The sequence below is a fragment of the Frankia sp. AgB1.9 genome (assembly GCF_016786355.1).
Taxonomy (GTDB): Bacteria; Actinomycetota; Actinomycetes; order Frankiales; family Frankiaceae; genus Pseudofrankia.
In genome coordinates this window covers 5,171-29,010 of record NZ_JADWYX010000082.1, presented here as the reverse complement: position 1 = coordinate 29,010, position 23,840 = coordinate 5,171, and the positions used below count along the sequence as shown (strand labels likewise).

General features: G+C 72.6%; 25 protein-coding genes. 16 read left to right on the top strand and 9 right to left on the bottom strand.

All coding sequences use genetic code 11. The annotated features are described in order from the left end of the window. Nucleotides 1-305: 305 nt before the first annotated feature. A complete protein-coding gene (phoU, locus tag I6A60_RS27625; RefSeq protein WP_203021741.1) occupies nucleotides 306-944 on the top strand; it encodes a phosphate signaling complex protein PhoU in 639 nt (212 codons plus the stop codon). Nucleotides 945-1,000: 56 nt separating this feature from the next. Here the strand turns inward: phoU and I6A60_RS27620 are convergent, their stop codons facing one another. Next, nucleotides 1,001-1,738 carry a phosphoglyceromutase gene (locus I6A60_RS27620; protein ID WP_203021740.1) on the bottom strand — a complete coding sequence of 246 codons (738 nt, stop codon included), beginning with the start codon at nucleotides 1,736-1,738 and terminating at the stop codon, nucleotides 1,001-1,003. Between the two features lie 437 nt (nucleotides 1,739-2,175). After that, a complete protein-coding gene (locus I6A60_RS27615) occupies nucleotides 2,176-3,117 on the bottom strand; it encodes an aminotransferase class IV (protein ID WP_203055735.1) in 942 nt (313 codons plus the stop codon). Nucleotides 3,118-3,414: 297 nt separating this feature from the next. On the opposite strand from I6A60_RS27615, the gene I6A60_RS27610 reads away from it, so the two are divergent. The 3 genes from I6A60_RS27610 (at nucleotide 3,415) to I6A60_RS27600 (ending at nucleotide 7,120) form a co-directional block, all read left to right on the top strand. Further along, nucleotides 3,415-3,855, top strand: a complete 441-nt coding sequence (locus I6A60_RS27610) for a Fur family transcriptional regulator (RefSeq protein WP_203042190.1) — start codon at nucleotides 3,415-3,417, stop codon at nucleotides 3,853-3,855. An 8-nt stretch (nucleotides 3,856-3,863) separates the two neighbouring features. Then, the gene (locus I6A60_RS27605; protein ID WP_203021849.1) at nucleotides 3,864-5,033 is read left to right on the top strand and encodes a folate-binding protein YgfZ; all 1,170 of its coding nucleotides are present in this window, start codon (nucleotides 3,864-3,866) and stop codon (nucleotides 5,031-5,033) included. A gap of 737 nt (nucleotides 5,034-5,770) precedes the next feature. Beyond that, nucleotides 5,771-7,120, top strand: coding sequence for a transcriptional regulator (locus tag I6A60_RS27600; RefSeq protein WP_203021848.1), 1,350 nt, complete (start codon nucleotides 5,771-5,773; stop codon nucleotides 7,118-7,120). Nucleotides 7,121-7,373: 253 nt separating this feature from the next. Here I6A60_RS27600 and I6A60_RS27595 read toward each other — a convergent pair whose 3' ends face one another. The 4 genes from I6A60_RS27595 to I6A60_RS27580 form a co-directional block, all read right to left on the bottom strand. Further along, nucleotides 7,374-8,552 (bottom strand): ABC transporter ATP-binding protein, encoded by a 1,179-nt coding sequence (locus I6A60_RS27595; RefSeq protein WP_203042459.1) that lies wholly within the window; start codon nucleotides 8,550-8,552, stop codon nucleotides 7,374-7,376. Continuing rightward, entirely contained in the window at nucleotides 8,549-9,955 is a 1,407-nt protein-coding gene (locus I6A60_RS27590; RefSeq protein WP_203021846.1) for an extracellular solute-binding protein, read from the bottom strand. Before I6A60_RS27590 ends, I6A60_RS27595 begins: the two co-directional genes overlap by 4 nt. Before the next feature lie 97 nt (nucleotides 9,956-10,052). After that, a complete protein-coding gene (locus I6A60_RS27585) occupies nucleotides 10,053-10,922 on the bottom strand; it encodes a carbohydrate ABC transporter permease (protein WP_203021845.1) in 870 nt (289 codons plus the stop codon). Further along, complete coding sequence (locus I6A60_RS27580) at nucleotides 10,919-11,956, bottom strand: carbohydrate ABC transporter permease (protein WP_203021844.1); 1,038 nt, start codon at nucleotides 11,954-11,956, stop codon at nucleotides 10,919-10,921. Before I6A60_RS27580 ends, I6A60_RS27585 begins: the two co-directional genes overlap by 4 nt. A gap of 180 nt (nucleotides 11,957-12,136) precedes the next feature. Here I6A60_RS27580 and I6A60_RS27575 point away from each other — a divergent pair, with 180 nt between their 5' ends. From I6A60_RS27575 to I6A60_RS27555, 5 genes are all read left to right on the top strand, one after another. Next, the gene (locus I6A60_RS27575) at nucleotides 12,137-13,339 is read left to right on the top strand and encodes a DUF349 domain-containing protein (RefSeq protein WP_203021843.1); all 1,203 of its coding nucleotides are present in this window, start codon (nucleotides 12,137-12,139) and stop codon (nucleotides 13,337-13,339) included. Nucleotides 13,340-13,575: 236 nt separating this feature from the next. Further along, nucleotides 13,576-14,382 carry a helix-turn-helix domain-containing protein gene (locus I6A60_RS43155; RefSeq protein ID WP_203021842.1) on the top strand — a complete coding sequence of 269 codons (807 nt, stop codon included), beginning with the start codon at nucleotides 13,576-13,578 and terminating at the stop codon, nucleotides 14,380-14,382. A 193-nt stretch (nucleotides 14,383-14,575) separates the two neighbouring features. After that, a complete protein-coding gene (locus tag I6A60_RS27565) occupies nucleotides 14,576-15,223 on the top strand; it encodes a hypothetical protein (protein WP_203021841.1) in 648 nt (215 codons plus the stop codon). A 103-nt stretch (nucleotides 15,224-15,326) separates the two neighbouring features. Then, nucleotides 15,327-16,280, top strand: a complete 954-nt coding sequence (locus I6A60_RS27560) for an aldo/keto reductase (RefSeq protein ID WP_203021779.1) — start codon at nucleotides 15,327-15,329, stop codon at nucleotides 16,278-16,280. Between the two features lie 133 nt (nucleotides 16,281-16,413). Then, nucleotides 16,414-16,950 (top strand): O-acetyl-ADP-ribose deacetylase, encoded by a 537-nt coding sequence (locus I6A60_RS27555; protein ID WP_203021778.1) that lies wholly within the window; start codon nucleotides 16,414-16,416, stop codon nucleotides 16,948-16,950. A gap of 5 nt (nucleotides 16,951-16,955) precedes the next feature. Here the strand turns inward: I6A60_RS27555 and I6A60_RS27550 are convergent, their stop codons facing one another. After that, complete coding sequence (locus I6A60_RS27550; RefSeq protein ID WP_203021777.1) at nucleotides 16,956-17,837, bottom strand: class I SAM-dependent methyltransferase; 882 nt, start codon at nucleotides 17,835-17,837, stop codon at nucleotides 16,956-16,958. Nucleotides 17,838-18,252: 415 nt separating this feature from the next. Between I6A60_RS27550 and mshA the strand changes: the two genes are divergently transcribed. Continuing rightward, complete coding sequence (gene mshA / locus I6A60_RS27545; RefSeq protein WP_374113408.1) at nucleotides 18,253-19,623, top strand: D-inositol-3-phosphate glycosyltransferase; 1,371 nt, start codon at nucleotides 18,253-18,255, stop codon at nucleotides 19,621-19,623. Between the two features lie 93 nt (nucleotides 19,624-19,716). Beyond that, nucleotides 19,717-20,271 carry a YbjN domain-containing protein gene (locus tag I6A60_RS27540; protein ID WP_238436365.1) on the top strand — a complete coding sequence of 185 codons (555 nt, stop codon included), beginning with the start codon at nucleotides 19,717-19,719 and terminating at the stop codon, nucleotides 20,269-20,271. Nucleotides 20,272-20,323: 52 nt separating this feature from the next. Here the strand turns inward: I6A60_RS27540 and I6A60_RS27535 are convergent, their stop codons facing one another. Together I6A60_RS27535 and I6A60_RS27530 are read right to left on the bottom strand one after the other, a co-directional pair. Continuing rightward, nucleotides 20,324-20,944 (bottom strand): FABP family protein, encoded by a 621-nt coding sequence (locus tag I6A60_RS27535; RefSeq protein WP_374113409.1) that lies wholly within the window; start codon nucleotides 20,942-20,944, stop codon nucleotides 20,324-20,326. Between the two features lie 15 nt (nucleotides 20,945-20,959). Next, entirely contained in the window at nucleotides 20,960-21,163 is a 204-nt protein-coding gene (locus tag I6A60_RS27530; RefSeq protein WP_203055734.1) for a hypothetical protein, read from the bottom strand. A gap of 99 nt (nucleotides 21,164-21,262) precedes the next feature. Between I6A60_RS27530 and I6A60_RS27525 the strand changes: the two genes are divergently transcribed. The 5 genes from I6A60_RS27525 to I6A60_RS27510 all read left to right on the top strand — a co-directional run bounded on the left by I6A60_RS27525 (nucleotide 21,263) and on the right by I6A60_RS27510 (nucleotide 23,744). Continuing rightward, nucleotides 21,263-21,859 carry a thioredoxin family protein gene (locus tag I6A60_RS27525; RefSeq protein WP_203021775.1) on the top strand — a complete coding sequence of 199 codons (597 nt, stop codon included), beginning with the start codon at nucleotides 21,263-21,265 and terminating at the stop codon, nucleotides 21,857-21,859. A gap of 112 nt (nucleotides 21,860-21,971) precedes the next feature. Further along, nucleotides 21,972-22,049, top strand: coding sequence for an Ms5788A family Cys-rich leader peptide (locus I6A60_RS44200; protein ID WP_368411246.1), 78 nt, complete (start codon nucleotides 21,972-21,974; stop codon nucleotides 22,047-22,049). 140 nt (nucleotides 22,050-22,189) lie between these two features. After that, nucleotides 22,190-22,609: a DUF4395 domain-containing protein gene (locus tag I6A60_RS27520; RefSeq protein ID WP_203021774.1), complete on the top strand. Its 420-nt coding sequence runs from the start codon at nucleotides 22,190-22,192 to the stop codon at nucleotides 22,607-22,609. Then, nucleotides 22,606-23,439 carry a sulfurtransferase gene (locus I6A60_RS27515; RefSeq protein ID WP_203021773.1) on the top strand — a complete coding sequence of 278 codons (834 nt, stop codon included), beginning with the start codon at nucleotides 22,606-22,608 and terminating at the stop codon, nucleotides 23,437-23,439. The genes I6A60_RS27520 and I6A60_RS27515 overlap by 4 nt, the downstream gene beginning before the upstream one ends. A 5-nt stretch (nucleotides 23,440-23,444) precedes the next feature. Then, nucleotides 23,445-23,744, top strand: a complete 300-nt coding sequence (locus tag I6A60_RS27510; RefSeq protein ID WP_203021772.1) for a DUF1416 domain-containing protein — start codon at nucleotides 23,445-23,447, stop codon at nucleotides 23,742-23,744. Nucleotides 23,745-23,840 lie beyond the last annotated feature (96 nt).

Below are 23,840 nucleotides of genomic sequence, written 5' to 3'. Positions count from 1 at the left end.
CATTCACCGACCTGTCGCCCACGCGCCGAATGCTAGGTGTCGTCCGGCCCTCCGGGATCCGCCGAACGGTTCTCCACGGCGGTTCGTCGTCAGGTGTTCATCCCCGCTAACGTCTCCGTTCACCGGTCCGCGACTGGGTCGCCGCATCGTCAACCCATCCGAAGACCAGCGATCTCGGGTCGACGAGTCCCGGGGCCATGACCAGGTGTGGCCGTACGCGCGAAGCCGCGGTCGGTTGTGACCTGCCGGGCGGACGCCAGGACCCGAACGGCCTTGACCGGTTTGATCAGAACAGGAGTCCGCCCGTGCGGGACGTCTTCCACGAGGAGCTCGAGGGCATCACGGTGTCCCTCGTCGAGATGAGCAGCATGGTCGCCTCGGCCATGGCCCGCGCGACCACCGCGTTGCTGGACGCCGATCTGCAGCTCGCCGAGCAGGTCATCACGGCCGACGAGACCGTCGACCTGCTCCGCAACGAGATCGAGGAGCGCGCGTTCGACATCCTCGCTCGCCAGGCGCCGGTCGCGACCGACGCCCGGGTGATCGTCACCACCCTGCGCATCGTCGCGGACCTGGAGCGCATGGGCGACCTGGCGCTGCACGTCGCGAAGGTCGCACGCCGCCGTTACCCAGGCAAGGCCGTGCCGCCGGAGCTGACCGGCACCATCACCGAGATGGGCCAGGTCGCGCAGCGGATCGTCGCCAAGGCCGGCTCGGTGATCGCCAGCCGGGACACCGAGCTGGCCGCCGAGCTCGAGGCCGACGACGACGCGATGGACCACCTGCACCGGCAGCTGTTCCACATCCTGCTGGAGCGGGAGTGGACGCACGGCATGGAGGCGGCGATCGACATCACGCTGTGCGGCCGCTTCTACGAGCGTTACGCCGACCACGCGGTCTCCGTCGCCCGCCGCGTCGTCTACCTCGTCACCGGCGAAAAGTAAGAGTCAGGGCGAGCTCGGGGTCCGGGCGCGGCTGCGCTCGGACCCCGACGCCCGGCTTACTTCTTTTTGCCCTGGGCGGCTACGGCGGCGGCGGCTAGCTCGGCGGCGTCGGGGTCGAGGTAGGCGGACGAGATGACCTTCAGGTCGTCGTCCAGTTCGTAGCGCAGCGGGATCCCGGTGGGGATGTTCAGCGCGGCGATGTCGGCGTCACCGATGCCGTCAAGATGCTTGACCAGCGCGCGCAGCGAGTTGCCGTGGGCCGTGACGAGCACGGTGCGCCCGGCCCGCAGGTCCGGCACGATCGCGTCGTACCAGTACGGAAGCATCCGGATGACGACGTCCTTGAGGCACTCGGTCGTCGGGATGAGATCGGGCGCGAGCTCGGCGTACCGGTCGTCGACGCCGCTTTCCTGGCCGGGTGTGATGTCCGGCGGCGGGGTGTCGTAAGAGCGGCGCCAGAGCATGAACTGCTCCTCGCCGAACTTCTCCAGCGTCTCGGCCTTGTCCCGGCCCTGCAGGTCGCCGTAGTGGCGCTCGTTGAGCCGCCAACTGCGCCGCACCGGGATCCAGTTCCGGCTGGCGGCGTCGAGGGCCAGCCAGGCCGTGCGCATGGCGCGGGTCAGCACGGAGGTGTGCACGACGTCCGGCAGCACGCCGGCCTCGCGCAGCAGCTCGCCGCCGCGGGCGGCCTCCTTGAGGCCCTTCTCGGACAGGTCGACGTCCACCCAGCCGGTGAACAGGTTCTTCTGGTTCCAGGTGCTTTCGCCATGGCGGAGCAGGACGAGGGTCGGCATAGGGCGATCCTGCCCGCTCGGGCCGGCGCAGAGCCAGATCTCGTTGCGCCGTTTCCCGCACAGTCCGGCATGCAGACGGCCCGGCCTGGCGGACTTCGTCGGGGCAGGTCCGGGCCGTGGCCGGCCCGGAACGTAAAAACCCCCGGGCTTCCGCGCCCGCCGAAGCGGTGCGCGGGCCGTCGGGACTGAACGACGGCACCCGGGGGTCCGGTGACTGCCTGGTACTCGCCGGCCGGTGCCCTCAGGGACACCAGGAAGGTGAGCACAAGGAGACCGGCCTAGCTGACAGTCACCTCACGAGTCCAACTACTACACAAGTCTGGACCACCTCCTCTCCCGTGTACCGACGACGCTACGCGCGACCCGGGTGGCAGGGCAACGCATTTTTCGCCGGTCACCTGGCCGGGGCTGGCGACCGCCTGGCCACCGGGCGTTCGTCAGTCCAGCACGCCACGCCGGACGGCCCGCTCCAGGGCGTCACGCAACGTGATACCGACTGGGCCGACGGCACCGGAGCCGACCGGCCGACCGTCCAGCCGGACCAGCGGGGCGACGCCACGGATGCTGGAGACGAGCATCGACTCCTGCGCCGCCCGCAGCTCGTCGAGGGCCAGTCGCCGCTCGGTGACCCCGCCGGTGAGGCCGGCCCGCTCGGCCAGCCTGGCCACCGCCGCCACCGTCGTGCCGGCGAGCAGGCCCAGCTCGGTCGGCGGCGGGGTGTAGGCCCGGCCGCCGACGACCGCGATGATCGAGGAGGTCGTGCCCTCCAGGACCTCACCGTCCACCGAGACCCAGACCGCCTCGGTGGCGCCCGCGGCCTCGGCGAACCGCTGCGCGGCCATCGGGACCGCGTAGGACAGGTGCTTGGCGCCGGGCAGCAGCCAGGGCGTGTCCCGGCGGCCGGTCGCCGTGACGCCGAGCGAGAGCGTCATCGCGTCGACACCGGTCGCTCTGGCCGCCGCGACCGCCGGCGGAACCGGCTCAAGCAGTGCGTAGACGACCGGAGCGCCACCGACCGGCCCACGGGTCGCCGCCAGCCGCAGCCGTCCATCCTGGCCGGCGTTCCCCGCCGGGGCGGTCTCGTCGGGGTCATCCGACCTGCTGGACGGGCCGCCCGCGTAGAAGAGCTCCGTCGCCGCCAGCGCCAGCGCACGCCACGCGGCGGCCGGCGGGACACCGAGCTGGAGCGCGGAGGCGGAGGAGGCCAGCCGGGTCAGGTGCTCGTCGAGTAGGAAGATCCGCCCGTCGTGGGTCCGCAGCGTCTCGAACAGCCCGTCGCCGCGCAGCACCGCGCCGTCGTCGGCCCGCAGCAGCGGGTTCGCCAGGTCATGCGGTACCGCCCGCTCGCCATCCCAGACGACCGCCACCGAATCCGCCACGGGCCACCCTCCTCATTCGTCTCTCGCTCGCCACGACCTCGCCACGACCTCGCCACGACCCGCCGCCAGCGCGATCCGCCGCACGGGCCGCCGGGCGGTGGCCGCCTGCCGCCGGTCTCGCCGGCCGCTGACGACCGCCGCTCCGGCGCGCACCGTGACCAACCGCGCCCGCCTAGACTTGACGCTATGCCGCCCGACGTCTATGGGCCGCACAGCCATGGATCATCAGGCCACGGTCTGCGCGGCGTGTCGACCGATACCGCCGTGCCGGCCGACTCCGCGTCGGCCGGCCCCGCGGTGGGGGGCGACGAGTCGCGCGAGGACTGGCAGGTCCGGCTGCGCGGCCGGGGGTACCGGCTCACGCCGCAGCGCCAGCTGGTGCTGGAGGCGGTCGCGAAGCTGGGCCACGCGACGCCCGAGGCGATCGTCACCGAGGTCCGCCGGACCGCCACCGCCGTGAACATCTCGACCGTCTACCGCACGCTCGACCTGCTGGAGGATCTCGGGCTGGTCTCGCACGCGCACCTCACGCACGGGGCCCCGACCTATCACGTCACCGGCCACGACCGGCATATCCACCTGGTCTGCGGTGGGTGCGGCGCGATCAGCGAGCTGTCCCCCGACCGGCTGGCCGGGCTGGTCGACGACCTGCGCCGGGAGCTCGGCTTCACCGTGAACGTCGACCACGTGGCGCTGGCGGGCCGGTGCGCGGACTGTTCTGCCCGTGGTGAGGGTTGACTGTTGGCATGAGCGACGCCGCCACTGCCTCCGACCTGACCGCCACCGCCGGCTATCGGTCGCCGTTGCTCGGCCTGCCCGGCGCGGTGGCCGCGGACGGCGTCGACGCTGGGGTGGCCGCGCACTACGGCGACCCCCTGCGTGAGCAGCGCCTGGCCTCGACCGGCGCGGTGCTGGTGGACCGCTCGCACCGGGGCGTGGTCCGCGTCACCGGGCCGGACCGGCTGACCTGGCTGCACAGCCTGACCTCGCAGCACCTGAGCGCGCTGCGTCCGCTGCGCGGCACCGAGGCGCTTCTGCTGTCCCCGCACGGCCACGTCGAGCATCACCTGGTGCTCGCCGACGACGGCCAGACGACCTTGATCGACGTCGAGCCGGCCGGCGGCGCGGGCGCGCTGACGCGCTTCCTGGAGTCGATGCGCTTCATGCTGCGGGTCGAGCCGGCGGACGTAACGGCGACGACGGCCGTGCTGTCGCTGGTGGGCCCGGAGGCCGCGGCGATGGTCGCCCAGACGCTGGGCGACGGCGGGGCGGACGTGCCGGCCGACTGGGCCGCGCCGACGGGTGACGAGGCCGTGGGGCTGCCGGCGGAGGCCGGTCGCTACCCAGTCGCACGGTTCGGGCCGGACGTGCTGGCCCGCCGGATGCCGTACGGCGTCGACCTGCTGGTCGAGCGGTCCGGGCTGGTGTCGGTCGCGGAGCGGCTGCGCGCCGCCGGCGCGACGGCGGCCGGGCTCGACGCGTTCGAGGCGATCCGGATCGCCGCCCAGCGGCCCCGGCTCGGGGCTGACACCGACCACCGCACGATCCCGAACGAGGTCAGCTGGCTCACCGGTGCCGTGCATCTGGACAAGGGCTGCTACCGGGGCCAGGAGACGGTCGCCCGGGTGCAAAACCTCGGCCGGCCGCCGCGCCGGCTGGTCCTGCTGCACCTGGACGGGGCGGTCGCCGCGCCGGGCTCGCCGGTGACGACCGCCGGCCGGCAGGTCGGCTTCGTCGGCTCGTCCCGCATGCATGCGGAGCTGGGCCCGGTGGCGCTGGCCATGGTCAAGCGGTCGATTCCGGACGACGCACCGCTCGTCGTCAACGATCCGGACGGCCATGAGGTCGCGGCCCAGATCGATCCCGACTCCGGCCCCGTCCGGCCGGATCGCCCCGCCGGCCACCTGCTGCGCTAGCCGCCTCCCGACGGTCGGCCCGACGCGGCCCGGACGCGTCGGGCCGACCGGACCGTGCCTGATTCGCCACCACAAATCGTTACAATCTGCGACCGATTTTGGTTACACAGAGACACGGCAGCCGGCCGACCGACCGTGCTGGCCGACCCGCCGATCTGCGCTCGGACGCGCGGATCCGGCCTTGTCCGGGGCCGCGCCCGGCCCTTGTGGCTCACGAGTGCTACTTGAGTCGGCGCCACGGTCAAGCTGGTCTTTGGGCCCGGCGCAGTAGTCAAGGCTGACTGCACACCTACATCGACGAGACCCGGACCCGCCCACGACGTCACCCCTGCCGCCATCTTGGCTGATCAGGGCGTAGATGGTCGGCCCAGCCGGGCCTAGGCCGACGGCGGCGATTGTCCGGGGGTGTGCACTCGGGGCCCACGAGTGGGCCACTTGTGGCCTCAATGCACGCAACGCACTGCGGTCAACACTATCGATGGCAGATGTCGCGACATAGCGTTGCCGTGCGCCTACGAAACGTTCGTCGGGCGACACGCAGTGACCGCCACCGGTTGTGGAGCGCTCGCGGACCCGAGAAAGGCAGGGCCGCGGGGGGCGGTCTCGCAGGGAGCGGTGGGCCAAGGATGTCCCGCCGATACCCCGGCCGATCCCACCAACGGGACCGGCAGGGACCCCTGCCCCTGACCCAGCTGTCGCCACGGATATTTGTGCACGCAATCCGGAGGAGATCGTCGATGCTGACGGAGAACGCCCAGGCCTGCGCACACCCATTGGCCTTCGTCCGTGCCCAACGGGGTTGGTCGTATCAGAAGCTCGCCCGAGTCGTCGCCAAGCGAGCGCGGGACCTGGGCGTGGCCAACATGGCCGCGGAGCGGCAGAAGGTGTGGCGCTGGGAGCACCGCGGCGTCGTCCCGGACCGGGTGTCGCAGCTCGCCCTGGCCACCGAGCTGGGGGTGCCGACCGAGCGGCTGGAGTCCCACCCCTGGCCGTCCTGGCTACCGACGGGCGACAACGTCCGCACCGACTACCCCTGGACACAGGCCGGCGGCCTCAGCGCCCTCACCGACGTCGTACAGGACGCTCTCACCGACCGCCGGGGCTTCCTGACGATCACTGGGTCGGGCGTCGCCGTGCTCGCCAACGAGTGGCTCGGGCTGGAGCCCGCGCACCTGTCCGGCGCGCTCGACGGCGGCCTCGTCGACGAGCAGATCGTGCACCGGATCGCGCACAACATCCCGGGCCTGCGGGTGATGGACGACCGACTTGGGGGCGAGAGCGTCCGCCGTCTGGTCGACGCGGAGCTGGGCGTCGTCACGCAGCTGCTCTCCCGCGGCCGCTACTCCGAGCGGATCGGCCGCCAGCTGCACGTCGTCGCGGCGGAGCTGGCCCGGTTCGCCGGCTGGGTCTCGTTCGACGCCGGCTACCAGACGGCGGCCCAGCGGTACTGGGTGACCGCCCTGCACGCCGCGCACGTCGGCGGCGACCGGCTGCTCGGCGCCAACGTGCTGAAGAACATGTCGCTGCAGTGCGTCGACTTCTCCCGCCCGGCCGAGGCGATCGAGCTGGCCGACGCCGCCGTGCGCACGGCGGCCGGAGTCAGCGGCCGGGTCGGCGCGATGCTGCACATGCGGATGGCCCGCGCGCACGCGGCGCTCGGCGACCAGGTCTCCTGCATGCGCGAGCTGGGCATCGCGGAGGCGGCGTTCAGCCACGCGAAGGCGCAGGACCCGCCGTGGGCGGTCTACTTCGACGAGGCCGAGTTCCAGGCGCAGGTCGGCTGCTGCTACATCGACCTCGGGCACCTGCCGTCCGCCGACCGCTGGCTCGGTCAGGCGCTGCTCGCCCACCCGGCCCAGAAGGTCCGCGACCACGCCACCTACCTGCTACGCCGCGCCGGCGTGCAGATAGACCTGGGCAACCTCGACAACGGCTGTGCCCTGGCCACCGAGTCGATCCCGCTGCTGACCGCGACCCGGTCCCGGCGCAACGCCCGGCGCGCCGACGAGGTCCGCCGCCGGCTGCGCCGCCACACCGCGGTCCCCGCCGCCCGTGACCTCGACCAGCAGCTCGCCGAGCTGGTCTGACCCGCGCGTCCCCCCGCAGGCCTTCCGCCTGCCCACACGTCCCCACCGGCTCGCGGACCGACACCTCCGTTGCCCACCACCCGGTGCGAGCGCGACCGGTGGGGACCCCCTCTCGTGAGGCGCGCCCGCGCGCCGGCACTGGCCCATTGGTGCTGGCGACCGCGGGTTTGGCCCTCGGGTGGTTACAGAAAAGGCCTGGTAACGACCACGGGAGGGCCAAATCCGCGATCAAGGACCGGCCGCGGCGGAGACCTCAGCGTGGGGCCGGGAGTAGAGCCCCGTCCGAGCCGAAGAAGGCGCAGGCGGCGGCCGGGGCGGCCAGGGTGACCGATCTGCCGGGCTGCGCGGGGCTCGGGGCTCCTGCCGGATCGGCGACTCCGATCTGGGGGGTCGCCGTGGGGACGCGGACGGCCACCGTGCCGGCGGCGGTCTGGACATAGATGACGCGTTCGGCGCCGAGGCGTTCGGAGACCACGACCGTGCCGTCCAGCCGGAACGCGCCATCGGCCGGCGCGGCGGCGGACGCCGGCGTTGTGGCGGCGACCGCGAACCCCTCGGGACGGACGCCGACGGCGGCTGCCCCGGGCGGCGCCGCGACGGCGAAGCCGGGGCCGGACAGGACGCCGCCGGTGAGGGTGCCGTCCAGGACGTTCATGGGCGGGCTGCCGACGAAGGTGGCCACGAACCGGGTCGCCGGACGGTCGTAGACCTCGTCGGGGGTGCCCAGCTGTTCGAGGCGCCCGGCGTTGAGGACCGCGACCCGGTCGCCGACGGCCATCGCCTCGGCCTGGTCGTGGGTGACGAACAGGGCGGTGGAACCGAGCCGGCGCAGCAGGCCGACGATCTCGACCCGCAGCTCCACCCGCAGCTTGGCGTCCAGGCCCGACATCGGCTCGTCGAGCAGCACCACCCGCGACTGCCGGGCCAGCGCCCGGCCGATCGCGACGCGCTGGCGCTGGCCGCCGGACATCTGGGCCGGCCGCCGGTCGGCCAGCGCGCCGATGCCGAGCATGTCCAGCGTTTCCCTGGCCCGTGCGACGGCCGCCTTCTTGGGCTGCCTGCGGCCGTAGCGCAGCGCCAGCGTCAGGTTGTCCAGCGCCGAGAGGTGCGGGTAGAGCGCGTAGTGCTGGAAGACCAGCGAGACGTCCCGCTGGTGCGGGGCGATGCCGGCCTGGTCGACACCACCGAACAGCAACCGGCCGCTGGAGGCGGACTCCAGGCCGGCACAGATCCGCAGCAGGGTCGACTTTCCCGAGCCGGACGGGCCGAGCAGCGCGACGATCTCACCGGGCCGCACCGACATGCTCACGTCGGCGAGCGCCTGGACCGAGCCGAAGTCCCGGCCCAGCCCCACCATCTCGATCGGCACCCCGGCGGTGCCGCCGGGCGTGGCGAGACCGTCGGGCCGCGCGGCCACGTCCGTGCCCGTCATGACGCGGTGAGCTGCGTGGCCGTCGCCTGGGCGTCACGCATGGCCGTCGCCGGATCGGTGCCCTTCATCACGTGGACCACCTGGTCGGTGAGCGCCTGCGGCACCTCGCCGCCGCGCGCACCCGGCCAGGCCGGCGCCGCGACCAGGGAGCCGCCCAGGTCCTTGAACTGCACCAGCTCGGGGAACTGCTGGTAGAAGCCGGCCAGCTGGGTGGCGGCGGCGGTGTCGACCGGAAGGTAGCTGACCGCTTCGACGCTGGCCGCGACGACGTCCGGGGACAGCATGGCGACGACCATCTCGGTGGCCATCTCCTTCTGGCACTTGTCGGTCGTGAGCACGGTCAGCGCGTTGCCGCCGGCGATCGGGGCCTGCTTGCCGCCAGGCAGGGTCGGGAAGGGCATGACGCCGAACTTGAAGCCCTTGGCGCCCTGGCTCTGGATGTATTTGATGCCAGCGCCGATCGAGGCGATGGTCGCCCCGACCATCGCGGTCTGCTTCTGGATGCCGAACCGCAGCAGTCCGTTCTGAGTGGGGTCGTCGGACTGCGGGCCGAAGGAGCCGACCTTCGCGAGGAACTGGGCGGCCGCGATCACGTTCGGGTTGTTCAGGTTCGGGGCGCCGTTCGCGTTCTGGACCAGCGTGCCCTTGGAGCTGGCGAGCGTGCTGAGCCACCACTGGCCGAACTGCTGGCCGGTCGGCAGGTCGATCGGCTGGATGCTCGGGTCGGCGGCCTTGATCTTGGCGGCGGCGGCGAGCACCCCGTCGGTCGTCGCCAGCGTCTTCGGGTCGACGCCGGCCTTCGCGAGGACATCGGCGTTGTAGGCGAGCACCGGCATCGAGACCTGGTCGGGAATGCCGATCTGCTTGCCGTCCACCTGGCCCAGCTTGAGGAACCGCTGGTCGTAGGTGGAACGCAGCAGGCTCGGGGACAGCTCCTGGGCGCCGAGCTGCTTGGCGAACACGGGCAGCAGGTCGAAGCCCGCGACCGCGATGTCGGTCTGCTTGCCGGCGGCCTTGTCGGCCGAGATCTGCTGGACGAGCTGGACGTAGTTGCCGGCCGTGGAGTTGAGCTGGACGGTCAGGCCCGGATGGGCCTTCTCCATGTACGCCTTCGCGGACTTGGCGACGTCGGACAGCTGCGCGACGCCGTAGAAGCTCAGCGTCTTGACCTGGCTGGCACATTCGGGCGACGCCGTCGCGCCGTTGACGCCGTTCACACCGGCGCTCGCGGCCCGCGCCGTCGGCCGCAGGTCCGGAACGCCGGAGCTGCCGCCACCGCCGCAGGCCGCGGCCGTGAGGGACAGGGCGACCGCGGCGCACAGAGCCGGCAGCGTCACGCGCGCGCCCACCACCCGGCCGGGCCGGCGCGGGCCGCGCCCACCAGAGGAGTCGATGCGGATCACGGCTGTTCCTTCCATGGCCCAGGGGGCGCGACGGTCGTAGCTGGTCTGGTGCGGCAAGCCGGCAGGCGCTGCGCGGTCATCGGACGCGCTGTCACCCTCAGCCGCCCACACCGGTGCCGGTGAGGCCCGAGGTGAGGCGGCGCTGGGCGATGAAGAAGACGACGAGGGTGGGCAGGCTGATCACCAGTGCGCCGGCGGCGAGCTCGGCGAAGTCCGGGAGGCCGTACTTGGGCGAGGCGAACATGGTGGCCAGGGCCAGCGGCGGCGTGGCGATGTCGGGCGAGCGGGCCTCCAGCAGCGGCCACAGGTACTCGTTGAACGACAGCAGGAAGCTGAACACCGAGACGGTGGCGATCGCCGGCGCGGAAAGCGGCACCACGATGGTCCGCAGCGTCCGCAGCACGCCCAGGCCGTCCATCCGGGCGGCTTCCAGGACGGAGACCGGAATTGTTGTCATGTACTGGCGCAGCAGGAAGATCGAGGCAGCGCTGGTCATAAACGGCAGGACCAACCCGACCCGCGTGTTCGACAGGCCCAACGCCGAGATCGTCACGTAGTTCGGGATCGCCGTCACCTGGCTCGGTACCAGCAGCGTCGCGAGCACGACGGCAAACACCACGGACCGGCCCCGGAACGGCAGCCAGGCGAACACATAGGCGGCGGGAATGGCCGTCACCAGCTGCAACGCCAGGATCGCCAGGCTGACCCCGATCCCGGTCAGCAGCGCCCGGCCGAGGCCGCCGTCGGCCCAGGCACGTTGGAACGCGTCAAAGCTGACCGACTGGGGAATCGGGTTCGACGTCAGCTGGAAGGCCGACTGGGACGGCCCGAACGCGGTGCGCACCATCCAGACGAACGGCAGCAGGGCGAAGAAGACCCCCAACGCGAGAATCACCGACCGGCCGGCGATCCCCGCGACTCGACCACCGCCGCCGGTCGCCGTCGAACGGGCTGCTGGCCGACTCATCCGAACTCCCCCGCGCCGCCGAACTCCCCTGCGCCGCCGGACAACGCCGCTCTCCCGGGACCGGCGCCGAGGCTCACCAACGCGGCCCCGGCCGCCCCGTCGACGGCCAGGTCCGCGCCGTCGCCGTCCGCCCGGGCAGCGCGCGCTCTGGCCCGCCGGCCGAGGACCGACCCCAACACGCCGATCAGCACGATGGCCAGGATCAGCAGCAGCGCGATCGCGGAGGCGTAGCCGATCCGGAACGAGCCGGTGAAACCGACCTCGAAGATGTAGTAGACGATCGTCGAGCTGGACCGGAACGGCCCACCCTTCGTCAGCACCGCCACCGTCTCGAAGGTCTGCAGCGTCAGGATCGTCGTGAAGACGCCGAGGAAGATCGTGGTGGGCGCCAGCAGCGGCAGGGTGATGTGCCGCAGCCGGGCGAACCCCCGGATGCCGTCGACGTCGGCCGCCTCGTACACCGACGCCGGGATGGCCGTCAGCCCGGCCAGGTACACGACGAACACGAAGCTGGTCAGGCGCCAGCCGCCGACGAGCGCCACCACCGGCAGCGCGGTGGACGTGTCGCCCAGCCAGTTCTGCGGGTGGACACCGAACCAGCCGACGGCCGTGTTCGCCAGGCCCTGCGGGCTCGGGTCGAACATGTAGGCGAAGATCAGCGCGATGGCGATCAGATTCGCGCTGACCGGCAGGAAAAGGGCGAGTCGCAGCGCACCGCGGCCCCGGGCGACCTGCTGGGTGGCCAGGGCCAGCGCCAGGCCGACGACGACCGCCGGGATCACCGTCAACCCGCAGTACTCGAGCGTGTTGAGGACCGTCCTGCCGAGGTCCGGATCGTGGAACGCCTCGCGCAGGTTCGCGGTGCCCACCCAGTGGAAGCTCGGGCCCGTCAGTCTCTTGTCGGTCCCGGCCGCGAACGCGGAGACCACCGCCGGGCCGAGCACGAACACTCCCAGCCCGAGCAGCGCCGGGAACAGCAGCGCTCCGGCCCGCCAGCCGGCGGTACCGTTGCCCGTCCCCGTCCCTCTTGCCATGGTTACGCATCTTGGCCCGCGACGCGCCACCTGCCTAGAAGCGCGGCTGACGAGCAAGTGAACTCAACCAAACTGTCCGGTGACGGCAACCCGGTTGTCACCGGATCTGCGTCAGGGATCCCACTGGGGCCCGATGCCTGCAAGAATGACAGGCAACCTGATGTCGATCTTGGGATTGCGATGAGTGACGGGACCGGCTCCGAGTGGGGACGAGTCGCCGACGACGGCACCGTCTATGTACGGACGTCCGAGGGCGAGCGCGCTGTCGGCTCGTGGCGGGCCGGCAGCCCTGATGAGGGCCTTGCGCACTTCGTGCGCCGCTACGACGACCTTTCCGCCGAGGTGGAGCTGCTCGAGAAGCGCGTGACGATCGCCGGGGTCGACCCGGTCGGTATCGCCTCCAGCGCCCAGCGGCTGCTGGACGGGCTACCGGGCGCGGCCGTCGTCGGCGACCTCGACGCGCTGCGCGACCGGCTGAACGCGCTGTTGGGCGTGACCGAGAGCCGCAAGACGGAGGTGCAGGCCGAACGCGCCGCCAAGGCCGCGCAGGCTGTCGCCGCCAAGGAGGAGCTGGTCGCCGAGGCCGAACGGCTGGCGAAGAGCTCGGACTGGAAGGCGGTCAGCGAGCGGTTCCGGGTGATCGGCGAGGAGTTCCGCGCCATCACCGGCGTCGACAAGCGGACCGACTCCGGCCTGTGGCGGCGGGTCGCCGCCGCGCGGGAGGAGTTCGCCCGCCGGCGCACCGCGCACTTCGCCGCGCTCGACACCCAGCGGACCAAGTCGAAGGAGCGCAAGGAAGCGCTGATCACCGAGGCCGAGTCGCTCGCCGACTCGACCGACTGGGGCGCGACCAGCACCCGCTTCCGCGCGCTGATGGCCGACTGGAAGACAGCCGGCCGGGCGGCCAAGGACGTCGACGACGAGCTGTGGGCCCGGTTCCGCGCCGCGCAGGACACGTTCTTCAGCCGGCGCAACGCGGTGAACGCCGAGCGCGACGCGGAGGCTCGGGTCAACCAGACCGCCAAGGAAGCGCTGCTGGCCGAGGCGGCCGAGCTCGACACGGCCGAGGCCGAGCGATCGCTGCGCAAGCTGCGCGACATCCAGGAGCGCTGGGACGCGATCGGGCGGGTACCCCGCGAGGCGGTCAGCCAGCTGGAGCGTCAGCTGGCCACGATCAGCGACCGGATCCGCGAGGCCAACGACGCCCGTTTCTCGCGCAACGACACGGAGACCTCGCCGTTCGTCGCCAAGCTCCGCCAGTCGGTCAGCCGGCTGGAGGAGAAGCTGGAGAAGGCCAAGGCATCCGGCCGGGCCAAGGACGTCGCCAAGGTCGAGGCGGACCTCGCGACCCAGCGCGCCTGGCTCGCTCAGGCCGAGCGGTAGCCGCCGGCGGTGCGGCCCGCGGGTCCCCGACCGGGGCGCGGGCCCATCGCAGGCAGGTGCCGACACGGGCCTCATGTGCTAACTGCGCGCTTGCCAGAGTTAGCACCTTGACGTAGCGTCGCCCTAGTCCAGCCGGTGTGACATCGTCACCTCACGTCACCAGACGACTTTGGCGCGAGCGACGCCAGGGTCGCCGAAGGTACACGTGATGAGGCGGAGCGTGGACGAAGGGAGGTATGAGCCCCGTGGCGGCCCTGCATGTCCGAGAGCTCGGCGACTACATCCGGGACCAGCGCCGTGCCGCGCACATCTCGCTGCGCCAGCTCGCCCAGCAGGCCGGCGTGAGCAACCCGTACCTGAGCCAGATCGAGCGCGGCCTGCGCAAGCCGTCGGCGGAGATCCTGCAGCAGATCGCCAAGGCGCTGCGTATCTCGGCCGAGGTCCTCTACGTGCAGGCCGGGATCCTCGAGGAGCGGGAGGGCGGCGAGGACGTCCACGCGGCCGTGCTCGCCGACGAGGTACTCACCGCTCGCCAGAAGCAGGTCATCCTCGACATCTATGACGCGTTCCGCCGGGAGAACGCGGCGGCGGCGGATCTGGCCGCGAGCGCGATGACAGCGGCCGACGAGACCGTCGCCGAGACACCGCGGCCGGCTGCCGAGCCGCCGCCGGCGAAGGCCGAGCCGGTCCCGCCGGCGCCCCGTCGCCGCGCCTCGACGGCCGCCACCGCGACCGGCACCTCCAGGAGCCGCACCACCAAGGCTGGCGCCGACGACGGCTCTGGCGGCGCCGAGCCGGCAGGGACGCCGCGGCCCGCGGCCCGCCGGTCACGCGCGGCGGCCTCCGCCGAGCCGGGAGAGACTGCGAGCAAGGCACCGCGGCGGGCCGCCACGACCCGGCGGGCGGCGCCGCGCCGGGCGGCGGCCACGACGACCGCCAGGCCGGATTCGGCGAAGCCCGACGCAGGGGCGTCCTCGGACGCGCCCGCCGGGGTCCCGGCCGGATCGGCGCAACCGAACCAGGCGTCGACGTCCGAACCCTAGACGTCCGAGCCCTGGCACCAGCGGGCCGCGGTGAACGTCCGCGCGCAACCGACGCGGACGGCGAACTCTGACCGCGACCCAGCACATCACGGTGTGTCCCAACTGACCCTGAAGGCGGTGCACCGCGCCCAGGACGACCACCGACAGACACGCACGCGGCGGGGCCGCCGGCCCCAGCCGCGGAGGAGGCCAGATGGCTACCGACCGACCCGCCACGCCGAGGACCCGGCGCGCCAGCACCACGGCGACCGACAAGGCGACCACGACGCGCGCTCCCCGCACTCCGCGCGCCACCTCGAACGGCTCCGCGACCCGGTCCACCGCGACTCGGGCTGGCGCCACGCGTACCGCGGCGGCCTCGTCCGCCGGCACGTCCGCGCGTACCGCCCCGACCCAGCGGCGGGCGCCGATGACCGAGGTGACCAAGCCGCTGTTCGCCTACGTCGGCGCGGCCGACCTCGCGGTGGAGAAGCTGCGGACGCTGCCCGCCACCGCCGGCACCGAGGTGCGGCGGCTGTCGGACCGGGTCGGTGAGCTGACCGTCGAGGCCGTGAAGGTGCCGACCCAGGTCAGCACCACGGTCCGCGGCCTGCCGGAGACGGTCGGCGCGCAGCTGTCCGGCCTGCAGGGCCGGGCCACCCAGCTCTACAACGCCTGGGCGCACCGGGGCGCGCAGCGGGTCACCGAGATCCGCCGCAACCCCGCGACCGAGGAGGCGTTCACCCGGACGAAGACCGCGGTCAGCCGGACCAAGGCGGCCAGCACCTCGGCGCGCCGCGCCGCCGACGCCGTCGGCAAGGCGGCCGTCAGTCAGGCGCCGATGGGCCGCCGCGGTCGATAGTCCGCCCGTCGGGAGGTATTCCGCCCATCGGGAGCGACGGACAAACGACCCGGACCACGGACCCGCGTTCCCGGGTCCGTGGTCCGGGTGTTGTATGGCGGATATGCGCTACCGTCCCCTCGGCAACTCGGGCCTGCTCGTCTCCGTCGTCGGCCTCGGCTGCAACAACTTCGGGTCGAGGGTCGACCTCAACGGCACCCGGGCCGTGGTCGACGCCGCGATCGAGTCCGGGATCAACCTCTTCGACACGGCCGACACGTACGGCAACAAGGGCGGCTCGGAGACGCTGCTCGGGCACGTCCTGCGGTCCCGCCGTGACGAGATCGTGCTCGCCACCAAGTTCGGCAACGACATGGGTGGCGTCTACGGCGCGGACTACGGCGCCCGCGCCTCGCGCCGCTACATCCGCAAGGCCGTCGAAGGGTCGCTGTCCCGGCTGCAGACCGACTACATCGACCTTTACCAGCTGCACAAGCTCGACGGCGTCACGCCGATCGAGGAGACGCTCGAAGCGCTCGACGAGCTGGTGAAGGAAGGCAAGGTCCGCTACGTCGGCTCCTGCAACCTGGACGGCTGGCAGGTCGCGGACGCCGAGTGGACGGCCCGGGCGGCGAACCGCACCCGGTTCATCTCGGCGCAGAACCACTACAACCTGCTGGAGCGCTCGGTCGAGGCCGAGCTGGTCCCGGCGACGCTCCGGTACGGGATCGGCATTCTGCCGTACTTCCCGCTGGCGAACGGCATCCTGACCGGCAAGTACACCCGGGACGAGGCGCCGGCGGCCGGCACCCGGCTGGCGGGCCGCCAGGACGAGCTGACCGACGAGGTCTTCGACGCGGTCGAGGCGCTGGAGACGTTCGCCCGGGAGCGGGACAGGTCGCTGCTGGACGTCGCGATCGGTGGCCTGGCCGCGCAGCCCGGCGTCACCTCGGTGATCGCCGGTGCCACCAGCGCCGCCCAGGTCCGCGCGAACGTCGGCGCGGGCGCCTGGCAGCCCCGCGCGGACGACCTCACCGTGCTTGACAAGATCGCCCCCGCCTACCACCCCAGGGGCTGATCCGGCCCGAAGATCACTGCGCGCGCCCGCGGCTTGTTCGGCGGAAAGGGCAATGCCGTGGGCGCGGCGCGGTACTAGCGTGCCCACCTGACGGGAATGGATGCCACCCGACCAGGGTGAGGGGACGCCACGAATGCCGACCACGATCACGCTGGTGCGCGGAGACATCACCACGCAGAAGGTCGACGCCGTCGTCAACGCGGCCAACTCGTCGCTGCTGGGCGGCGGCGGGGTGGACGGGGCCATCCACCATGCCGGTGGCCCAGCCATCCTCGAAGCCTGCCGGCGGCTGCGGGACACCGCGTATCCGAAGGGCCTTCCCGCGGGTGGCGCCGTCGCGACGGCCGCCGGGCTGCTACCGGCGAGGCACGTGATCCACGTGGTCGGGCCGGTGTACCGGCGCGACGAGGACCGGTCGGCCCTGCTGCGCTCCTGCTACGTCGAGGCGCTGCGCGTCGCGGATGAGCTGGGGGCAAGGACGGTGGCGTTCCCGGCCGTCAGCGCGGGCGCGTACGGCTGGCCACTCGCCGACGCGGCCCGCATCGCCGTCACCACCGTCCACGAGACGGCGTCGTCGCTGACGGAGGCACGTTTCGTGCTCTTCGACGGCCGCGCCCTGCGCGAGTTCCAATCCGCTCACGCGCGCCTACCGCGCACCGACCCCACCTGACCCCGTCACGCCCGATCCAGCGGCCAGGAGAGGGTGACCTCTCCGAGCCGCCAGCGGCGGGGCGTGCGCTGGACGGGCCAGCCGTCGGCCCTGAGGTTCGCCACGGCGACGGACCAGCGCATCCGGGGTCCGAACGGGGCGTAGCTGGCGGCGTGGTCCCAGGCTTCGTCACAGGCGGCCAGGAACGTGTGGATCGGCTCGCCAGGGACGTTGCGGGCGATCAGCGCCTTGGGGAGCCGTTCGGCCAGGTCGGATGGGCAGCCGAGGCTCGGCAGGTGGGTGGACAGCGTCAGCGTCAGTCCGCCTGCCGACCCGTCGGCCAGCCCGCCCGGGTCGTCCCCATCGCCCGGCAGGCGGCCGGCATCGAGGGCCGGCAGGGCGAACCAGCAGGCGCGGCGGCCGATCTCGTCACACGTGCCCTCGATCAGCAGGCCGCCGGGGGCGAGCCGCTCCCGCATCGCCCGCCAGGCAGCCGCCACCTCGGGCTCGGGGTACTGCCGCAGGACGTTCAGGGCGCGGATCACCGTCGGCCGGCGGCCGGCCAGCTCGAAGCCACCTCGGGTGAAGACGAGGCCGGGCGGCCGGGCGGCCGACTGCGCCGCCGCGACCCGGTCCGGGTCGAGCTCCAGTCCCAGCACCCGCACGTCCGGCCGGACGGTCCGCAGCCGCTCATAGAGCTCGACGGTGGTCACCGGCGACGAGCCGTAGCCCAGGTCCACGACGAGCGGGTCGGGGGCCGCCCGCAGCCGCGCGGCCTGGGTGCCGACCAGCCAGCGATCGATCCGTCGCAGCCGGTTGGGCGCGGTCGTGCCACGGGTTGGCAGGCCGAGCGCGCGGGCCCGGCCCGCCGCCAGCCGCGGCGCGCGCCGCCCCGAGACCGCAGTCACCCCTTCACCATGCCATCCGGGTCAGCGAACCCCGCCAGGCCGCCCGGCCGTCGCGTGGGTTCCGGCCCCGGATGACCACGGCCGAGCGCGGGGATACCGGCGCGGGAGCGGGACGTGAGGAGGATCGCCCCGGCCCAATACGCCAGCAAACGGACAGTACGACTCTAAGGTGAACAGTCGGCCTATCCGCGTTGCGACGCCCCGGCCGGCGCAGTGGCGGGCATAGCCCGGCCGAGCAGCGATGTTGCAACGTTTGGGTAACAAATCCGGCCGGCGGTCGGGCCAGGTTTGCCAGCGGCGACACGGGCCGGGTTTGCCCAGCAGTGACAGGGGCCGGGTTTGCCCAACAGCGACACGGCCAGGTTGCCAGCGGTGGACACGGACCGGTCCGCCCACAGGAACACGGAGGTGGTCGGTGCGGCTGGTAGCGGGCGGGGGCGCGACGTCCCCGGCTTCCTCGATCAGGGCGGAGAGCGGCACCGGGAGCCGAGCCGACCCGAGCAGGACCGGCGTCGGCCCACCGGGCCGGCGTCCCGTCCCGCGCCGGGTGGCGATGCTCTCGATGCACACGTCGCCGCTGGAACAGCCGGGTACCGGGGACGCCGGCGGGCTCAACGTGTACGTCGTGGAGCTGTCCCGTCAGCTCGCCGAGCAGGGCACCGAGGTGGAGGTGTTCACCCGGGCCACGAGCAGCAGCCTGCCGCCGACCGCCGAGCTGTACCCCGGGGTGACGGTCCGGCACGTGCCGGCCGGCCCGTTCGAGGAGATGCAGCGCGCGGAGCTGCCGGCGTGGATCTGTTCCTTCACCGCGGACGTGCTGCGCGCCGAGGCCGAGCGCGAGCCGGGCTGGTTCGACCTGGTGCACTCGCACTACTGGCTGTCCGGCCAGGTGGGCCTGGCCGCCGCGCGCCGCTGGGGCGCGCCGCTGGTCCACACCGCGCACACGCTGGCCAAGGTGAAGAACCGGTCGTTGGCGATCGGTGACCATCCCGAGCCGGCCGAACGGGTCCGCGGCGAGCAGGAGGTGGTGGCCGGCTCGACCCGGCTGGTCGCGTCGACCGTCGAGGAGGCCCGTCACCTCGTCGACCTGTACGGGGCCGACCCGCGCACGGTCGACGTCGTCGCGCCAGGCGTCGACCTGGAGATGTTCCGCCCGGGTGAGCAGGCCGCGGCGCGGCGGCGGATCGGCGTCCCAGCCGACGGGCACCTGCTGCTGTTCGTCGGGCGCATCCAGCCGCTGAAGGCGCCCGACCTGCTGCTGTACGCGGCCGCCGAGCTGCTGCGCCGCGACCCGTCCCTGCGCGAGTCGCTGACCGTCGCCGTGGTCGGCGGGCCGAGCGGCAACGGCCTGGACCGTCCGGACGCCATGGTCAAGCTGGCCGCCGACCTGGGCATCTCCGACGTGGTGCTGTTCCGGCCGCCAGTGCCACGGGCCGAGCTGGCCGACTGGTTCCGGGCGGCGACCGCCGTCATCGTGCCGAGCCACAGCGAGAGCTTCGGCCTGGTCGCGATCGAGGCGCAGGCCTGTGGGACGCCCGTTGTCGCCGCCGCGGTCGGCGGGCTGTGCACCGCCGTAGCCGATGGGAAGTCGGGCCTGCTGGTCGCCGACCGCGACCCGGCGGCCTACGCCGCGGTGCTGGCGAGGCTGCTCGCGGAGCCGGGCTGGCGGCGCCGGCTGGCGACCGGCGCGCGGGCCCACGCGTCCGGCTTCGGGTGGACGGCGACAGCGCACGGCGTGCTGCGCGCCTACCGGGCGGCTCTCTCCCCCGCCGCCGTCGCGGTCTAAGCCGACGGGCGCTGGGGTAGGGGCTCGTTGCCGATCGCGGTTCACAGGCCTACGGTCACAGACAGCCGGGGCGAGGTAGGAGGCTTGTCGTTCATGACCACGACGACGACGAAGACCGGAGCCGGCGGTGCCGTGCCAGACGCCCGGGCTGGCGTGACGGGGCGGATCAACGAGGCCGAGCGGGACCGCCTCGACGCGGTCATCAAGCGGGCGCTCGACGAGCTCGAGCTCTCCTACGAGCACCCGGCGCTCGGGACCTTTCTGGTCACCCTCGAGGGCGAGCACAAGCTGCGGACGATGACCTGGCTCGTCGTCCAGGACCACACCCTGCTGGTCGAGGCGTTCTTCATGCGCAAGCCGGCGGAGAACCAGGCCGGGACCTACGCCTTCCTGCTCAGCCGCAACGCGAAGACGTACGGGGTGCACTTCTCGATCGACCGGATCGGCGACATCTTCCTGACCGGCCAGGTGCCGCTGACCGCCGTCAACGCCGACGAGATCGACCGGCTGCTCGGCTGCGCGGGCACGTACGCTGACGAGAACTTCGACCCCGCGATCGCGCTCGGCTTCGCTCAGGCGGTCGCCCGCGAGAAGGCCTGGCGAGCGAAGGTCGCCGCCGAGGCCCGCGCCGCCCGCGCCCAGGAGTAGGTCCCGCGGCGACCTCGGCCGCGCGCTTGGGGAGTGCGCGCGGCGGCGCCGGTCAGCCGACCTTGCGAAGGCGGGCCGAGAGGTGCGGCTGCAGGGGCTTGCCGCCGGCCTCCATGTCGATCGCGTAGGCGAGGTCGCCGCCCTCGACGATCCCGTAGAGCCGGACGGAGCGGGTCACGTCGCGGGCGGTGGCCGTCCGGATGACCACGTTGTGCTCCAGCTCGATCTTCGTGCCGTCCAGCGAACCGACGTAGATCTCGGCGATGCCGAACGGGTGGGCGAGCATCACCTCGACGAGCCGGCGGCCGGGGCTGTCCGGGTCGTCCTGGAGCCGCCAGAAGCCGGTCTCGGTGGCCAGCGGGCTGCCGGGGGCTCGACCGTCCCGCGGCTCGTCGGCCCACCAGGTGGTCGACGCGTAGCCGAGCGCCGGCCGGCCGGTGGTGACGAAGGTGATCTCCTGCTCGTAGCGGAAGTCGGCCAGTCCCTCATAACCGCCGACGCCCTCACCGCGCCAGGTGCCGACCAGGAAGGCCAGCGGGGTGAGGTTCGGGTGCAGGTCGGGGAGGCCAGGGTTCTCGACGTCAGGGTTCTGAACGTCAGGGTTCTCGACGTCAGCGTGCTGGGCGCTCAGGTCGGGGCTCGACCCCGCCGCCGGGCCGGTCGTGCTCGCCACCTGGTCCTCCTCGTGTCACGGCGCCGCCGGGGAGCTGTTGCCCGCGCCCGGACGACGCGCGGACGGCCGGTCTGTTCCGGCCGCGTCGGGCACAGATGATCGCACCTCGGCCGCCATGGACCCGTGTCGACCCTGGTAGAGCGCGTAGGCCACGCTGGCGCAGCCCCAGGCGATCAGCAGCGCTGCCAAGGCCAGCAACCCGGTGAAGACGTACTGCATGCTCCCCGCCACAGGACGGCGTTGTGTGCGGACTCCCCGACCTTACGACGGCGAAGCCATCGGGAATATCCCGCGGCGCCACCGACGCTTGTGCGTGCTGTGACCGGGCTATGGGTTCTGCTGGCCGCGATCGTGGCCGCCACCGTGCTGGGCCTGACGCTGCGCCGCCGCGACGGCCGGTTCCGGCCCGCGCGCCCCGGCCGGACGGCCCCCCTACCGCCGGCGCCGACCGCGCCGCCCGCCGGCCAGCAGCCCACCGCGGCGGCCGAGCCCACCACCGGTCAGAACCCGGCCAGCACCGGCGAGAAACCGGCCGCGCAGGAGCCGGCCGCCGCCCTGGCCGCGACCGGACCGGCCGCTGGATCACTCGCGGCGGAGCTGTCCGCGCTGGGGCGGCCGGGCGGCGAGCAGGCGACGCTCCTGCAGTTCTCGACCGCCTTCTGCGCGCCGTGCCGGACGACTCGGGTCGTGCTCGCCGACGTGGCGCGGATCGTGCCCGGCGTGGCGCACATCGAGGTCGACGCGGAGGAGCACCTGGACCTCGTCCGCAGGCTGGGCATCCGCCGGACGCCGACCGTGCTGGTGCTGGACGCCGACGCCCGCGAGATCAGCAGGGCGAGCGGCGCTCCGCCCAGCCGGGCGGCCGTGATCGCCGCGCTCGGCCCGGCGGCGCCGTCGGGCGGAGACCTCCGCTGACCGGTCGACGGGACCCCCGACGAACGCTGCCGGCCGCCGTCTGGAAAAATCACACGGTTCAGCAGCGAACCGTTAACACCTGCGTGACGCCGGCTGCTAACGTGGCACCGTTATGTTCACGACACATTTGATCAAGCGCCGCGCGGTGGATCTATGCCGCGTGGGCAGCTGCTTGTGTCGACTTTCCTGATCGGGCGCTAAGCCCAGGCATGCCCGCGGCCGGATGGCCGGGCACTCGCCCACCGCGAAGGTAGATCTGGCGGATTCCGCCGGCCCGCCAAGGACCCACGGCCTCGCCGCCTCCGCCTCGCAGTCAGGAAGAAGATCAACATGGTTGACCCCCGAGGTCTGCGGTTCGCCGCGGCCGTCACCACGGTCGTGCTCGCCGTCGCCCTCCTCACCGGCAGCCCCTGGGTGCTGCTGGCGCAGTTGGTCATCTTTCTCGTCGGAGCGGTGGGGGGCGTGCGCCGCGCTCCGTACGGGCTGCTCTTCCGGTATCTGATCCGGCCACGGCTCGGCCCTCCGGCCACCACCGAGGACCCTGTCCCGCCTCAGTTCGCACAGGCCGTCGGCGCCGTGTTCGCCGCCGTCGGTGTCATCGCCTTCCTCGCCGGTATCCCCGTGCTGGGATACGTGGCGGCGGCGTTCGCGTTCATCGCGGCATTCCTGAACGCCGCGTTCGAGTTTTGTCTCGGTTGTCAGCTTTATCTTTTCATTCGATCCATCACCGCGAGAGGAGCCCGCGCATGAGCCGCGAGCAGGCGCTGGTCGACGCGAGTTGGGCCGAGGCGCACCTGACCGATCCGTCGGTCGTGATCGTCGAGGTCGACGAGGACGTGTCCGCCTACGACAAGGGCCACATTCCGGGGGCCGTCCGGCTGGACTGGAAGTCCGAGCTGCAGGACCCGATCATCCGTGACTTCGTGAGCAAGGAGGCCTTCGAGGCCCTCCTGTCCGGCAAGGGCATCTCGAACGACGACACGGTCGTTCTCTACGGCGGCAACAACAACTGGTTCGCCGCCTACGCCTACTGGTACTTCAGCCTGTACGGCCACGCGGACGTCCGCCTGCTCAACGGCGGCCGCAAGAAGTGGGAGCTCGACAGCCGCGAGCTGACCCGGGAGGTCACCCCCCGCCCGGCCACCACGTACAAGGCCAAGGAGGCGCGCACCGACATCCGCGCCTTCCGCGACGAGGTCATCGCCGCGATCGGCGAGAAGGCCCTCGTCGACGTCCGGTCGCCAGACGAGTTCTCCGGCAAGCTGCTCGCCCCGGCCCACCTGCCGCAGGAGCAGTCGCAGAAGGCCGGGCACATCCCGACCGCGAAGAACATCCCGTGGGCGAAGACCGCCAACGAGGACGGCACCTTCAAGAGCAACGACGAGCTGACCGCGCTGTACGGCGAGGCCGAGGTCGACCTCTCGAAGGAGATCATCGCGTACTGCCGGATCGGCGAGCGCTCGGCGCACACCTGGTTCGCGCTGCACGAGCTGCTCGGCCTGCCGAGCGTCAAGAACTACGACGGTTCGTGGACCGAGTACGGCGCGCTGGTCGGTGTCCCGATCGAGAAGGGTGCCTGAGGAGCATGTGCGGTGCAGTCGCTGGCGGGCCGTCCACTGAAGGGATTGACGTGGCCAAGGAAACCGTAATTCAGGGAATCGTCGTCAAGGGCGGCGAGCCGGTCTCGTCCGGGTACGCTCGGCTGCTCGACGAAGGCGGTGACTTCACCGCCGAGGTGCCCCTGTCGGCGACCGGCCAGTTCCGTTTCTTCGCCCGCCCGGGCACCTGGACCGTCCGCGCGCTCGTGCCCGGCGCGTCCGGCGAGCAGAAGGTGTTCGCCCGCCAGGGCGAGCCGGTCGACGCCCGCGTCGAGGTCTCGGCCTAACCAGGCTCGATCCTCGTCAGCAGCAATCAGCAGCAAGAGGAAGGCGGGCCCGGGCCCCCCGCGGCGGCGGCCGCGGGTGGGGTGCCCGGCGCGGGG

Excerpts from the sequence above, each read along its gene's own strand:
- I6A60_RS27565 (WP_203021841.1), top strand. The coding sequence starts at position 14,576 with ATGGCTACCGACCGACCCGCCACGCCGAGGACCCGGCGCGCCAGCACC.
- I6A60_RS27540 (WP_238436365.1), top strand. The coding sequence starts at position 19,717 with ATGACCACGACGACGACGAAGACCGGAGCCGGCGGTGCCGTGCCAGAC.
- I6A60_RS27620 (WP_203021740.1), bottom strand. The coding sequence starts at position 1,738 with ATGCCGACCCTCGTCCTGCTCCGCCATGGCGAAAGCACCTGGAACCAG.
- I6A60_RS43155 (WP_203021842.1), top strand. The coding sequence starts at position 13,576 with ATGAGCCCCGTGGCGGCCCTGCATGTCCGAGAGCTCGGCGACTACATC.
- I6A60_RS27530 (WP_203055734.1), bottom strand. The coding sequence starts at position 21,163 with ATGCAGTACGTCTTCACCGGGTTGCTGGCCTTGGCAGCGCTGCTGATC.
- I6A60_RS27515 (WP_203021773.1), top strand. The coding sequence starts at position 22,606 with ATGAGCCGCGAGCAGGCGCTGGTCGACGCGAGTTGGGCCGAGGCGCAC.
- I6A60_RS27580 (WP_203021844.1), bottom strand. The coding sequence starts at position 11,956 with ATGGCAAGAGGGACGGGGACGGGCAACGGTACCGCCGGCTGGCGGGCC.
- I6A60_RS44200 (WP_368411246.1), top strand. The coding sequence starts at position 21,972 with ATGTTCACGACACATTTGATCAAGCGCCGCGCGGTGGATCTATGCCGC.
- I6A60_RS27600 (WP_203021848.1), top strand. The coding sequence starts at position 5,771 with ATGCTGACGGAGAACGCCCAGGCCTGCGCACACCCATTGGCCTTCGTC.
- I6A60_RS27555 (WP_203021778.1), top strand. The coding sequence starts at position 16,414 with ATGCCGACCACGATCACGCTGGTGCGCGGAGACATCACCACGCAGAAG.
- I6A60_RS27560 (WP_203021779.1), top strand. The coding sequence starts at position 15,327 with ATGCGCTACCGTCCCCTCGGCAACTCGGGCCTGCTCGTCTCCGTCGTC.
- I6A60_RS27575 (WP_203021843.1), top strand. The coding sequence starts at position 12,137 with ATGAGTGACGGGACCGGCTCCGAGTGGGGACGAGTCGCCGACGACGGC.
- I6A60_RS27595 (WP_203042459.1), bottom strand. The coding sequence starts at position 8,552 with ATGACGGGCACGGACGTGGCCGCGCGGCCCGACGGTCTCGCCACGCCC.
- I6A60_RS27605 (WP_203021849.1), top strand. The coding sequence starts at position 3,864 with ATGAGCGACGCCGCCACTGCCTCCGACCTGACCGCCACCGCCGGCTAT.
- I6A60_RS27585 (WP_203021845.1), bottom strand. The coding sequence starts at position 10,922 with ATGAGTCGGCCAGCAGCCCGTTCGACGGCGACCGGCGGCGGTGGTCGA.
- I6A60_RS27520 (WP_203021774.1), top strand. The coding sequence starts at position 22,190 with ATGGTTGACCCCCGAGGTCTGCGGTTCGCCGCGGCCGTCACCACGGTC.
- I6A60_RS27510 (WP_203021772.1), top strand. The coding sequence starts at position 23,445 with ATGTGCGGTGCAGTCGCTGGCGGGCCGTCCACTGAAGGGATTGACGTG.